General features: G+C 39.0%; 13 protein-coding genes and 1 pseudogene. 5 read left to right on the top strand and 9 right to left on the bottom strand.

Annotation, left to right across the window (positions count from 1 at the left end):
• Positions 1 to 41 precede the first annotated feature (41 nt).
• Positions 42 to 677, bottom strand: a complete 636-nt coding sequence (locus tag B2O97_RS05690) for an NAD(P)H-dependent oxidoreductase (protein WP_070565384.1) — start codon at positions 675 to 677, stop codon at positions 42 to 44.
• Positions 678 to 1088: 411 nt separating this feature from the next.
• Here B2O97_RS05690 and map point away from each other — a divergent pair.
• Positions 1089 to 1774: pseudogene (gene map, locus B2O97_RS05695) on the top strand (type I methionyl aminopeptidase).
• Positions 1775 to 2339: 565 nt separating this feature from the next.
• Positions 2340 to 3191: a helix-turn-helix domain-containing protein gene (locus B2O97_RS05700; RefSeq protein ID WP_286709998.1), complete on the top strand. Its 852-nt coding sequence runs from the start codon at positions 2340 to 2342 to the stop codon at positions 3189 to 3191.
• An 85-nt stretch (positions 3192 to 3276) separates the two neighbouring features.
• On the opposite strand, the gene B2O97_RS05705 is transcribed toward B2O97_RS05700, so the two are convergent.
• Positions 3277 to 3831, bottom strand: coding sequence for a cysteine hydrolase family protein (locus tag B2O97_RS05705; protein ID WP_046674600.1), 555 nt, complete (start codon positions 3829 to 3831; stop codon positions 3277 to 3279).
• 221 nt (positions 3832 to 4052) lie between these two features.
• On the opposite strand from B2O97_RS05705, the gene B2O97_RS05710 reads away from it, so the two are divergent.
• Complete coding sequence (locus B2O97_RS05710; protein WP_204991071.1) at positions 4053 to 4835, top strand: alpha/beta fold hydrolase; 783 nt, start codon at positions 4053 to 4055, stop codon at positions 4833 to 4835.
• A 79-nt stretch (positions 4836 to 4914) separates the two neighbouring features.
• Here the strand turns inward: B2O97_RS05710 and B2O97_RS05715 are convergent, their stop codons facing one another.
• The 7 genes from B2O97_RS05715 to B2O97_RS05745 form a co-directional block, all read right to left on the bottom strand.
• Positions 4915 to 6213: a cryptochrome/photolyase family protein gene (locus B2O97_RS05715; RefSeq protein WP_286767097.1), complete on the bottom strand. Its 1299-nt coding sequence runs from the start codon at positions 6211 to 6213 to the stop codon at positions 4915 to 4917.
• Between the two features lie 158 nt (positions 6214 to 6371).
• Positions 6372 to 7427: an NAD(P)-dependent alcohol dehydrogenase gene (locus tag B2O97_RS05720; protein WP_112376208.1), complete on the bottom strand. Its 1056-nt coding sequence runs from the start codon at positions 7425 to 7427 to the stop codon at positions 6372 to 6374.
• Positions 7428 to 7700: 273 nt separating this feature from the next.
• Complete coding sequence (locus B2O97_RS05725) at positions 7701 to 7931, bottom strand: hypothetical protein (protein ID WP_046674596.1); 231 nt, start codon at positions 7929 to 7931, stop codon at positions 7701 to 7703.
• A gap of 7 nt (positions 7932 to 7938) precedes the next feature.
• Positions 7939 to 8232, bottom strand: coding sequence for a hypothetical protein (locus B2O97_RS05730; RefSeq protein ID WP_286767098.1), 294 nt, complete (start codon positions 8230 to 8232; stop codon positions 7939 to 7941).
• A 148-nt stretch (positions 8233 to 8380) separates the two neighbouring features.
• On the bottom strand, positions 8381 to 8968 hold the full coding sequence (locus tag B2O97_RS05735) for a TetR/AcrR family transcriptional regulator (RefSeq protein WP_286767099.1): 588 nt from the start codon (positions 8966 to 8968) through the stop codon (positions 8381 to 8383).
• A 32-nt stretch (positions 8969 to 9000) separates the two neighbouring features.
• Positions 9001 to 9567 carry a DUF6624 domain-containing protein gene (locus B2O97_RS05740; RefSeq protein ID WP_286767100.1) on the bottom strand — a complete coding sequence of 189 codons (567 nt, stop codon included), beginning with the start codon at positions 9565 to 9567 and terminating at the stop codon, positions 9001 to 9003.
• A gap of 140 nt (positions 9568 to 9707) precedes the next feature.
• Complete coding sequence (locus B2O97_RS05745; RefSeq protein ID WP_286767101.1) at positions 9708 to 10496, bottom strand: AraC family transcriptional regulator; 789 nt, start codon at positions 10494 to 10496, stop codon at positions 9708 to 9710.
• Positions 10497 to 10584: 88 nt separating this feature from the next.
• Between B2O97_RS05745 and B2O97_RS05750 the strand changes: the two genes are divergently transcribed.
• Both B2O97_RS05750 and B2O97_RS05755 read left to right on the top strand, forming a co-directional pair.
• Positions 10585 to 11640, top strand: coding sequence for an SDR family oxidoreductase (locus B2O97_RS05750; protein WP_286767102.1), 1056 nt, complete (start codon positions 10585 to 10587; stop codon positions 11638 to 11640).
• Between the two features lie 140 nt (positions 11641 to 11780).
• A complete protein-coding gene (locus B2O97_RS05755; RefSeq protein ID WP_286767103.1) occupies positions 11781 to 12467 on the top strand; it encodes a dihydrodipicolinate reductase C-terminal domain-containing protein in 687 nt (228 codons plus the stop codon).
• The last annotated feature ends 61 nt before the right edge of the window (positions 12468 to 12528 follow it).

The raw sequence follows: 12528 nt of genomic DNA on the forward strand, positions 1-12528 counted from the left end.
TCGACAATGGTGGAAACGCTTTTTCTAACGTGAACTACAATTTATGCGAGCTCAATCAAAAATTCCTCTTTTGGAAGTCTAAATTTTTTCAGCTTCAACAACCAATCTTGTTCTTCCATCCGATAACCCAACGGAAGCATAACCGCACTCTTCAATCCCAGCTTGTCTAAACCAAGTAATTCATCCAATTCGGCATTTGAAAAACCCTCCATAGGCGTCGCATCAACGCCTAGTTCTGCTGCCTGCGCAATTGCCAAACCAAAAGCAATATAAGCTTGCTTCGCCGCATGTGCCGCTTGTTGTTCTTCTGTAAAACTTGCTAATTGGCCTTTCAACCTATTTTTATACTCGTCAGTGCTGTCTAAAGGTAAACCTCTCAAGGTATTCATCTTGTCGAAGGTTTTATCAATGCGTTCGTCGGTGTATCTATCCCATCCTGCGAACACCAATAGATGTGAACTATCAGCCACTATTTGTTGCCCCCAAGCCACAGGCACAATTTTTTCTTTTAATTCCTGATTCGTAATCACAATTACACGGAACTGTTGAAGTCCAGAAGAGCTAGGTGCCATCCGTGCTGCCTCCAAAATCTTATCTAAATCTTCCTGAGCGACCTTTTTTGTAGGGTCGTATTTTTTTGTGGCATAACGCCATTCTAGAGTATCCAATAAAGCCATTTTGTTTTAATTTAAATGATCAATAGCAATTTCATAAAGTTATATAAAGATACATAAAAAAATAAATGTCTAAACATCAAAATCAAGAACTAAAACAATAAAAACTAGGACAAAAACAGACTGGCATTCAGCATTTATTACTAAACTTTTAAAGCCAAAACACAGTATATTTACTTCTAATCGCAAATAAATGCCTATTTTATTCAATTTTATTAAGACCTTTGTATTGGTTTATATCCGGTATAACAAAATGACCTTGAACTATTTGTTCTCGGTGGTAATACCCTAACAAAATAGAAAACTGAGCTTTCATGCTCAACAATAAAAACATCAGCGATGTCTATAACGAATGAAACTGAGCTAACAGGCATACAAAAAGCGAGCGATGCCGTTGCCATCACCTTAAAGGCTATGATAGAATATGCTCAAGAGGGCATGTCCACGAAGGAGCTTGACGAATATGGAGCCGAAATATTGAAAGGTATGGGTGCAAATTCTGCTCCCGCTCTCACTTATGGTTTCCCAGGTTACACGTGTATCAGTATAAACAACGAATTTTGCCACGGAATACCTACGGCGGAAAGGATATTGCAAGAGGGCGATTTGATCAATATCGATGTATCTGCCGAATTAGATGGATATTGGGCTGATAATGGTTGTTCCTTTGTTATAGGAAAGGACATCTTTGAACACGAAAAATTGGTCAATGCATCGAAAGAAATTCTTCAAAAGGCAATCAATAATATTCGTGGTGGTGTGAAAATAGCCGATATTGGCATCTAATCGAAACTGAGGCTAAAAAAAGAGGGTATAAAGTCATCAAGAACCTTGGCGGACATGGTGTAGGAAAAAGTCTGCACGAGGAGCCCGACGAACTGCTTAACTATAAAAACCGCTTCGACCAACGAAGATTTCGAAAAAATACCGTTGTTGCTATTGAAACCTTTATTTCAACGACCTCCACCTACGCAACCGAACTCAACGATGGCTGGACAATGGTTGGTGACAAGGGTGGATTCATGGCACAACACGAACATACGATTCTCGTTACCGATGGCTATCCCGTTATATTAACTGTACAGAATGCAATTTACTAGCCCGTAATAAGAAAATCCCTATAGGTCTTTTCGAACAAATTATTGAAAGCTATCGAAAAGACCTATTTTCTTTAAATAAGACTCCAAACTTGTGGTATAGTGCATCAACCCTTTACATCAGGATAGAGGTTGTCAAAAAAATTAAGGGGCCTCTCATAACGAGAAAACCCCCAAATAATATATTTTTATGGCTAAATAATTTTTGTCAAACCCAAAGATTAATCTCACTGGATAACTGACTACAGCAGTAAAAATAGCTTATTCTTCTCAGCAAAAAAGTGATGAAAATCACTTTTCATAAAATTTTTATTCTCCTGTTCAAAATTCAGCTTCACTCGTCTTCACATGTCCCTCAACTATTGTCTTTTAACTGTTTTGAAAACTATTTTGAAAAACACCAAACATTAGAAAACCTTTGTTCCAAACTCTTCGCTTCTAACCCTTACCTTACTCCTTGCTCAGCTGCCTGAATAAACATGCAGAATAAAACGCTACGATAATATTTGTATTTAGGCTGGTGTAACTTATAAAGTTTAGTATTTTTGATCGATTAAAGTAATCTAGATTGAGAACAATAAAATTCCATAAGGGAGAATGCGGTGTTGACTTCTTGTTGAATGTCCTCAACGAGATGGAAACGGATTATACACATCAAGAAACTTACCATAAAGACTTTTTTGAAATTCTATTTTTCAAAAAAGCGAAAGGCAGATTGATATTGGGGCAAGAGATCCTCTCCTTGTCCGACAATTCAATTATCTTTATTTCAGCTTTTCAGAAACATACCTGGGAACTGGATCCTGAACACCTTGAGTTTACAACATTGATTTTTCAGGAAGACTTTTTAAATGATTTCTTTTCGGATAAATTATTCACATACAAACTATTATATTTCTACCAGCTTAGTTATGTACCCCAGATTATAGCAGATGACACACATATGTCAAAATTCTTAGGTCTTCTCGCCGAAATTAAACTTGAACTCATGGAAACCCAAGCAGATAGTGTCCATATTATTCGTTCTTTACTTTATTACCTATTGCAAACTTTAAACCGAAAATATGCACGCTTAAATATGCTTCCGAACCAAAAAGCGGAAAATAACTTCGCCTATCAATTCAAAGAACTTATGGAACAGTTCATTCGGAAGAAACAACGGGTAAACGAATATGCGACACTTATGGGAATAAGTAGGATTACACTAAATCAGGCCGTTAAGGCACAGTTTAATACCACAGCTGCCCACTTACTTCGACAACGGTTACTATTCGAGATTCAGGATCTGCTGATCCACTCTGACCATTCCGTTAATCAAATTGCTTTTGATCTTAACTTTTCAGAACCCAATCATTTAATGCGTTTTTTTAAAACTCAAACTGGAAAAACCATAAGTGCATTTATTCAGGAATCCAAATAAATGTTGAATTATCTATTATACAAATTGTCGCTATGGAAATCGGGCCATGCAGATCGGCCTCCCCATGGCCCGATTTCCCTATAAATCAATAGCGTGCCAAGTACGTCTCGGTATCCTGAACCTGCGCATAAAAGAACGCCAAAGCAGCAAGAAAGGCATGCTGAACATCCAGTGCAGCAACTACGGAACCATTAATCTCAAGATCTCGCGTTGCACAGGCATCAGCAATTACAGTACATGAAAAACCTAAATCGACAGCGGCGCGTACCGTAGCGTCGATACACATATGGGTCATCATGCCTACGACAACAAGTTTCTCGACCTTATTGCTGCGAAGGTAATCCAATAATTCTGTCTCTCTAAAGCTGTTGGGAAAATGTTTACGTATTACTAGCTCGTTTGGCATTGGACTCACGCTTTCATGAATTTCGGCAGCTCTTGTGCCATCAATAAAGAATGGCATTGCTTTTGGATCTGAGGAAATATGTTGGATATGAACCACAGGTAACTTTTCTCGCCTAAATTGGTCGATCACTCTTCTGGCGTTCATCCCTGCCTTTAAGGGATCCACAAGTTCCATTCCGCCATCTTCAAAATACTCGTTTTGAATATCAATGACTATTAATGCGCTATTTCTCATCTATTTTATGAATTAAGTTTAATACAAAATTAAGCTGGATTTAGCGGCGATGACCTACCAATAAATCACCAAATACTACCATTTTGATAAGAGCGATAAGACGGGATGGATAGAAAGTTATGTAATGTTTTACATAATTTCGATCAAAAAATCACCAACAAAAGCTAACTTCGCTGCATATACACGTCACATACAGGTGATAAATCGTAATAATAGATATCATGGCATTGAAAGAATTACAACACAGCAAAATATATGGCGCAGATAACGGTGGCACTCCATTAATTGTCCTACATGGGCTTTTTGGCATGGCAGACAACTGGGGATCCTTTGGTCGTAGTTTTGGCGAGAAAAGACAGGTACATCTACTCGATCTTCGTAATCACGGACGAAGTTTCCATAGTGAAGATATGTCGGTGGAAGTTATGGTAGACGATCTGCTGTCCTATATTGCATCCATTGGAGCAGATAAAGTATTGCTATTGGGCCATTCTCTAGGCGGAAAAGTAGCGATGCAATTTGCTATTGACCATCCTGAAAAGATTGAAAAACTGATCATCGCTGATATAGCTCCGAAAGCTTATCCTCCACATCATGAGGACATATTCGACGCGCTATCTGCTGTAGATATTACAACACTAGAAAACAGGAAAGATGTACAAGTAAAGATTGAACACTACTTGAGCGATCCGGGTGTTATCCAATTTTTATTGAAAAATGTATATATCAGAGAAGATCGAAAATTAGATTGGCGCTTTAATCTGGATGTTTTAAAAAATAAATATACGGAGTTTATTACTGTCGGGGTAAAATCAGGAATATTCAACGGCCCCACATTATTTCTACCAGGAGAAAAATCAAGATACATATTACCTGAAGATAAGATTAAGATCAGGGAACAATTTCCAAATGCCGTATTTAAAACAATTCCTAATGCTGGTCACTGGGTTCAAGCTGAAAATCCACAGGTATTCGACGCATTCGTTGCCGAGTTTTTAGATTGATAAAAATGAGATACATTGAATGTCTACTCCGACTTGTTGGTCCTTAAAACCTCTCGTAAGATGTAGACATTCAATTCTATTATTTCAACGCCTTTGCGTAGGTCTTTATCGCACGATCACGGGCAATCTGATGGTCAACCATAGGCTCACAATAGGCTGGAGTACCTAATTCAGGAACCCATTGTTTTATATATTCCTGATTTTTATCGAACTTCTCAGCCTGAAGCGTCGGATTAAAAACCCTGAAATACGGGGCTGCGTCACAGCCACTGCCTGAGGCCCATTGCCAGTTACCATTGTTGGCCGACAGATCATAATCATTTAGTTTTTGTGCAAAGTAGGCCTCCCCCCATCTCCAGTCAATCAAAAGGTGTTTACAAAGAAAACTGGCTACGACCATTCGTACGCGATTGTGCATATAACCGGAAGTATTCAATTGGCGCATACCCGCATCTACTAAAGGATATCCGGTCTGTCCTTCACACCATTGCTGGAATTCTACCTCATCGTTCCGCCATTGTATGGCGTCGTATTGCTTTCTAAAGGATTCGGTAACAACATGCGGATAGTGATAGAGAATCTGCATAAAAAATTCACGCCAGATCAATTCAGACAACCAGGTCGCATTGTGTTTGAAAGCAAAGGTAACACACCGACGTACACTGATTGTTCCAAAACGAAGTGCTATCCCCAAATGAGTAGTGCCCATTAACGCTGGATAATCGCGGGTTTTATCATAGTGATCAATGATAGTAGCATCCAGGTGTGGTTCTTTAAAGCTAAGATCGGTCTCTAAAAAACCTAAGTTCTCCAAAGAAATGATCTTCTGATGCTTTTGCTGAACGAAGGATTCCATTGCGTAGGTATAGGAACGATGGTCCTCAGGACGTAATTTCTCACGCCATTTTTTTGCATAAGGCGTATAAACCGTATATGGTGTCCCATCATTCTTTAAGATATCTGCTTTATCAAAAATAACCTGATCTTTCACAGCTTTGAAGGGAATTCCCTTAGCTTGACAGAACTCAAAAATTTCTTTGTCCCGCGCAATTGCCATTGGCTCATAGTCCCGATTACAATAGACGCCCTGCACATCAAATTTCTCAACCAAGTCCCTGTAGATAGCGATAGGTTTACCATAGAACGTATTCAACGTTGCACCACTTTCCCCTAGTATAGTATTGATACGGGTTAAAGCCTGATGGATGTAATGAAGACGTCGATCCCTTTTATCCTCCAATTGCTTTAAAATTTCCTCGTCAAATATGAAGATAGGTAATACGGGATAACCCAAAGCCAGCGCGCGAGCAAGCCCGGCATTATCATCCAGCCGTAAATCACGACGAAACCAAAACACAATAATTTTATTTTTTTCCATAAAAACGACCAATATTTACCATCATTACCCATGTTAACAATTTTAAAGGGTAAAAGGTTAACTCAATAATTAGGTAAAAATACCTCTATAAACAGACTGAACCATCAAAGGTACTTGAAATTCCCCTTGATGGTTCAGCATTGAATAATTTTATTGTGCTAGTTTTTCAAACTTGCCATGTCAATAACAAACCGGTATTTAACATCACTTTTCAATAGTCTATCATAAGCATGATTGATATCCTGCATTTTAATCAGCTCTATGTCGGATATAATATTGTGTTTACCACAAAAATCAAGCATCTCCTGTGTTTCGGCTATCCCCCCGATCATCGAACCTGAAAAACTCTTTCGTGTTGGAATCAGGCTAAAAGGAGCCACAGGAAGTGGATGCTCCGGAGCACCAACAAGAGTCAGGGAACCATCTCGTTTCAATAAACTTAAATAGGCATTGATGTCATGCTGTGCCGAAACACAATCTAAAATGAAATGTAAAGTTCCCGCATGCGCTTTCATTTGTTCTGCATCAGTTGACAAGATCACTTCATCGGCACCTAAACGTTTGGCGTCATCCACTTTAGACGCAGACGTTGTAATGACAACAACTTGTGCTCCCATTGCTTTCGCTATTTTTACCCCCATGTGTCCCAAGCCGCCGATACCTACGATACCTACTTTTTTTCCTGGTCCCACATTCCAATGCCTCAAAGGCGAATAAGTGGTAATTCCAGCACATAATAAAGGCGCTGTTGCTGCAAGATCCAAATTTTCAGGAATGTGGAGCACAAAATCCTGGTCTACTACAACGCGTTCGGAATAACCGCCGAATGTCTGTTTATTAAGGTGCTTATCGTGTCCATTGTAGGTTTGAATATTTCCATTTTCACAATATTGTTCCAGTCCTTCCTTACAACTTTCACATTCGCGACAACTATCTACCATACAGCCTACACCAGCCAAATCGCCGACTTTAAACTTGGTCACCGCTGAGCCAACTTGAGTAATTCGCCCTACAATTTCATGGCCGGGTACATTCGGATAAACGGTCCCACCCCATTCGTTTCGCGCTGTATGTAAATCCGAATGGCAAACTCCACAAAATAAGATATCAATCTCGACATCTTTCTCCGTCACTTCGCGACGTTCAATATCCATCTGTTTTAGATCGGCCGTTGGTGCACTTGTTCCAAAAGCTCTAATTGAAAATGTACTCATACTTGATAAAATTGTTGTTTTCTGTTTTAAATGACTGCATAAAATTCCTATGTACAACACAGATTCCATCCGCACGATAAAATTAACCAATGGATGGAAAAAATGTTTTGAAGGAACGATAACAAAAGTAAAAAGCAACTTTCAGAATTATGTTGCCATAAAGCTCAAGTTGCTGTTTCTTTACGGCTCACCGCATCATGCTTGAACATCTGCGATAAGCTAAGCTTTGTAAACCGCACGGGTTCGTCAGGATTTTCTACCTGTTCAAACGAACTAATCAGTATCTTCTACCTGTACAAATTGCATTGCCAACCCCTGTTTCTGGCAGATGTTCAGAATAGAAAATTCCAATCGGGTACTAATCCGCAGGACAAGCAAAAATTGCTGATCATCCAACAATAAATCAATATTTTTTATCTCCGGGAAACTCTGATAGAGAAAATGATAAATCTCGCTGGCTTTCCACTTCAGCTTACGAGATAAAGAATAAACAACTTTATACATATTTAGATTATTTCAAAATTTTAACGGCAATTTGTTGTAATTGGTGGTTCAAAAAAGGCATCTGTTTCAGTTCCTCAAAATCTCGGGCTAGTCGAACCTTTTTATTTTCATTTTCCAGCGCAAGAGCGAGGCTATCCAAGCGTTCCACATCATTGTGTATCAATAAATAACAATCAATATCGGGATCCAGTACCCCCATCATTTCAGGGCGGATCGTTTCCTCTGTCTCCACCATGACCAAAACGCATCTTTCTGATGCAAAGCTATCCACCGACTTGCCTACTTTCGCATTTAACACCATAGTTGTCATCCTGTTTATTGTCTGTATAAAAAGAATCGATCAATCAAAATAGACATATTTTGTATTTTTGTCGAAACCACCTTCTAAAAAAAGAACGATATACGTCCCTATTATTTACAATAACTTTTCTCGTTATCCTGTCGAATGGCTAGCGCAGCCCCTTAACACATATACTTGTCAACCAGGAAAGCCTCGCTTCAAAATCCGGAAAACGATCAAAAAGTAAAACTTCCTGCTCAAAACAACGTGATGTTGTCACTAACATTTCCGATAAAAACAAGACATCCTTTTCCTCCAAGGCCTGAATTTCTTCTTTCCTAACGGCTAATTCAATCATTTCACGAATCAGCTTAATCTCGTCATCCAGCATGTATCGTGTTTTTGAAACCATCAAGGCTGGGTCGGATTTCATATCTTCGAATGCGAGATGAAAGCGTTTCGTAATTAAATTAATCTGACGTAGTTTTGCTTGTAAAAAACCAACTAAATTATCTTCCAGTGAAGCTTCCCTGTTATAAGTTCTACTCGCGACCTCAAACACTTGCTGACATAAGTACTCCGCAATCGCATCAAAGACATCCATCTTACTGGTAAAATAGTAATACAACGTGCTCCGCCCCTTTCCACAAGCTTTTGAAATATCCTGCATGGAAACCCTTGCAAATCCATAGGTTTCAAACACTTTCATGGATGATAAGATAATTTCCTCTTTAATATTTTCTTGTTGACCTGTCATTACTCGACAAATCTACAAAAAATGTCGAAAAATCAATTCACCCAGCCAACTTTTTTTCGCCACTCATTATAGGTGTCGTTCTCCTGATCCAGAAATGGAATTCGCTTCACATCTTCAATTTTATTCATTTCTTTAGGATTAAGGGGTAAAAGGTTCATTGTGCTCCTTAAGCTGTTTATTGCATTTTTATCTTCCACGGGATAAATGCTGCCACAGCTGCTTAACTGTGTCCCATAACGTTGCGGCTTACTTTTGAAAACCTGAATTCGATCGTGCAAATAAGCCAGATTTGCGAGATTGATGTCCATGATATTATCAAGAAGCAACTGATAACAATGTTGCATAAATTGAGGTTCTCCTATCGCATGCTGAACAATCAGCCAAGCTGAATTGCTAGCTGCTTCGCCGACTTTTGAAATAGTTGGATAACCTATTTCGGCAATGATTTCACGTAATCTTTTTGCATTCCGTCGGTGAATTGTTTCCATCTCCACATGATATCCACCATGAAGCTCTCCCCTCTGCAATAACTTTTCCCACATTGATTCGTCGTCCTGCGCTAATCGGATAATCTCTTCCGCAATATTTCTATATAACATCTCAATTTTCTAAAATTTTTAATACGTATTTTACTTCTCTAAATCCTTTCCGCCTCGGCCGGTAACCTATTACATTCATAAGCTATTTTGCTCAACTATTGCTAGATTACATTTGATTTGAATACATCGACGGAAATACACTACGTTTTAGGTATAATCTTATTCAGGTGACTTACATCAGTCAGCCCAAATTCAGCGACAATTTCCTTTAAGGTAACTCTTCCTGTTGCTATTCTTTGACGTATTAATGTATTGCGGTAGTTTTGAATATATTCGCGTAAGGTAATTCCTGCCTGACGTTTAAAGTAAATACCGAGATAATCGTTGGCAATGTTAAAATGCTCCGCCATTATTTGTATCCGTAAACGATTGGGATCGTAAATATTTTTATGGATATAACAAAACATGGCCTGCAGGTCACGGCTTTTAAAACTATTGCTACGCAATTCGGGCATATTCCGCTGCAAAACATGTACAACACTGAATAATTGGAACCAAATAAGCTCCTGATTTCCAATTTGATCTTTTCTTAATAAGAGAAGGGTATCAAAGATCAGTGTTATTATCGCATTATCTTCTCCAACTAACTGAAACCCCATCTGATGAGTTTCTCTACTTTTTATAAGATATTCCAGCTGTTGTATAGCGGACGTGGAACCCGAACTGTTACGACCAAGGTAGGCGTCGGTGAACTTAAGATATACAAAATGGGTGAGTTGTTCGATTTCAAAATAATGTTGGTCATCTGGCCCTAGTAGAAAGATCGCCCCTGCTTTGTAAGGAAATGAATGCCCATTAACAATATGTCGCCCTGTACCCTCACGAATAAAAATGAACTCGTAATGATTGTGATTGTGTTCCGGATGAGTCCATTCAAGTATCTTAAACCCTGAAATAAGCACCGGTTCAAACTGACGATAACGTTTCATTTCAGAAATATACCTAATTATATTGGATTTTTACATTAAAACCCACTAGGCTTCCAACTAACTTTGGCCCTATAAGTAATATAGAAAGATGAAGACTAGAAAAAACACCGCTTTAGTTGTTGGCGCCAATGGCGTTATTGGCAACAATCTCATAGACTATCTTGAAAAGATGGAGGAATGGGAAATTATAGGTTTATCACGACGAGCAAATGCCGATCGGGCTAACGTTCGTTTTATCGCTGTAGATTTATTGGATATAGCCGATTATCTCAAAAAGCTAGGCAACTTGGATACCGTAACCCATATTTACTACTTTGCTTATCAGGATAGACCGACTTGGGCTGAATTAGTGGAGCCCAATATGAAAATGCTAAGCAATGTTTTAACCGCGGTGGAACCGGTAGCAAGTGATCTTCAGCACATCAGCTTAATGCAAGGGTATAAAGTATATGGTGCTCATCTGGGCCCTTTCAAGACACCAGCCAAAGAATCAGATGCCGGACATATGCCGCCGGAATTCAATACCAGCCAACAGCAATACCTCGAACAATTGCAAAAGGGTAAGAAATGGACTTGGTCAGCGATGTGTCCGTCAGTTGTTGGTGGAACGGCCCCCAATAATCCCATGAATCTAGCGATGCTCATTGCTGTATATGCATCTATCTCAAAAGAACTCGGTATTCCACTTCGATTTCCAGGAAAAATTGGCGCTTTTCAGACATTGATGGAAATGACCGATGCAACACTATTAGCCAAAGCAACGGTATGGGCCTCGACCAATCCACAAGCGGCCAATCAAGCCTTCAACATTAACAACGGCGATCTCTTCCGCTGGAAGGAACTATGGCCCAAATTAGCGGCCTATTTTGATATGGAAAGCGCTGATCCTATTCCGCTATCACTCAACACAATGATGGCAGACAAGGAGCCTATATGGCAAAAATTAAAAGAAAAGCATTTATTAAGCTATAGCTATGATCAAGTTTCAGCTTGGCCTTTTGGCGATTTTGTATTTTCTTGGGATTATGATTTTTTTGCCGATGGCACAAAGGCAAGGCGTCTCGGCTTTCATGAATTTATTGACACCGAACAAATGTTTTATCAGCTCTTTGACGAAATGCGTAAAAAAAGAATAATTCCATAATAGCAAAGATTAAATTTTACCGTCTATTTTTGTAACTTACCCGGCTCAAGCATAACCTTTACTTCATTGCAATTTCATCCGGTATCATTTCATCGTTTCATAGTCAAAAGGATAGCGGATGTTTTCATAAAACAAACAATATGAATACAAAAAAAGCCTTTGTAGTTGGATCAGGAAAGCTGGCAAACGCGATACTGGAAGCCGATTATTCCATCCCCAATGTAGAAATTCTACCTTGGCAGCCATCCATTACAACGTCGTCGCCATCGATCATTATACATGCCGGATCGGGTCGGGAGTTGCAAGATTGTCTTGATTTTTGTGCACGTACGGATTCGGTATTCATTGAATTGTCTACAGGGCTAGAGACCGAAAAGCTCGAGACAGCGTTTCCACTTGTCATTTGCCCAAATACCTCCATACTTTTGCTAAAAACACTCCATATGCTTCAACAATTTGGTCATAATTTCAAAGACTACGAAATATCTATTATGGAGTCTCATCAGTCCTCCAAGCTTACTGAACCAGGTACAGCTTATCATATAGCCAATTCTTTACATGTCGCTCATGAACGCGTTATCTCTATTCGCGATGCAAAAACGCAAGCTTATAAAATCCATATTCCCGTTGCCTACTTAGAAAAGCATGCCTACCATCAGATTGTGATCAAAGATAAAAATGATGAAATTAAAATTGAGACCAAGGTCCTCGGACATGATTCTTATTCCAGTGGTGTCAAAAAGATCCTTGAAGCATGTGTCAACAATAAATTAGCCAATAGAAGGCATACTGTGTTGGATTTGGTAGCTATGGGCTACTTTAGTTAAACTTTGAATTTAGAAAGGAGCTTTCTACAAGAGGAGTAAGAGGAAAATCCATTTGATTTTC

The organism is Sphingobacterium sp. UBA865 (genome assembly GCF_002295765.1).
Classification (GTDB): domain Bacteria; phylum Bacteroidota; class Bacteroidia; order Sphingobacteriales; family Sphingobacteriaceae; genus Sphingobacterium; species Sphingobacterium multivorum.

Coding starts and splice junctions, on each gene's coding strand:
- B2O97_RS05730 (WP_286767098.1), bottom strand. CDS start 8,232: ATGGTGTTAAATGCGAAAGTAGGCAAGTCGGTGGATAGCTTTGCATCA.
- B2O97_RS05715 (WP_286767097.1), bottom strand. CDS start 6,213: ATGGAAAAAAATAAAATTATTGTGTTTTGGTTTCGTCGTGATTTACGG.
- B2O97_RS05710 (WP_204991071.1), top strand. CDS start 4,053: ATGGCATTGAAAGAATTACAACACAGCAAAATATATGGCGCAGATAAC.
- B2O97_RS05720 (WP_112376208.1), bottom strand. CDS start 7,427: ATGAGTACATTTTCAATTAGAGCTTTTGGAACAAGTGCACCAACGGCC.
- B2O97_RS05745 (WP_286767101.1), bottom strand. CDS start 10,496: ATGAAACGTTATCGTCAGTTTGAACCGGTGCTTATTTCAGGGTTTAAG.
- B2O97_RS05750 (WP_286767102.1), top strand. CDS start 10,585: ATGAAGACTAGAAAAAACACCGCTTTAGTTGTTGGCGCCAATGGCGTT.
- B2O97_RS05735 (WP_286767099.1), bottom strand. CDS start 8,968: ATGACAGGTCAACAAGAAAATATTAAAGAGGAAATTATCTTATCATCC.
- B2O97_RS05740 (WP_286767100.1), bottom strand. CDS start 9,567: ATGTTATATAGAAATATTGCGGAAGAGATTATCCGATTAGCGCAGGAC.
- B2O97_RS05705 (WP_046674600.1), bottom strand. CDS start 3,831: ATGAGAAATAGCGCATTAATAGTCATTGATATTCAAAACGAGTATTTT.
- B2O97_RS05755 (WP_286767103.1), top strand. CDS start 11,781: ATGAATACAAAAAAAGCCTTTGTAGTTGGATCAGGAAAGCTGGCAAAC.
- B2O97_RS05690 (WP_070565384.1), bottom strand. CDS start 677: ATGGCTTTATTGGATACTCTAGAATGGCGTTATGCCACAAAAAAATAC.
- B2O97_RS05725 (WP_046674596.1), bottom strand. CDS start 7,931: ATGTATAAAGTTGTTTATTCTTTATCTCGTAAGCTGAAGTGGAAAGCC.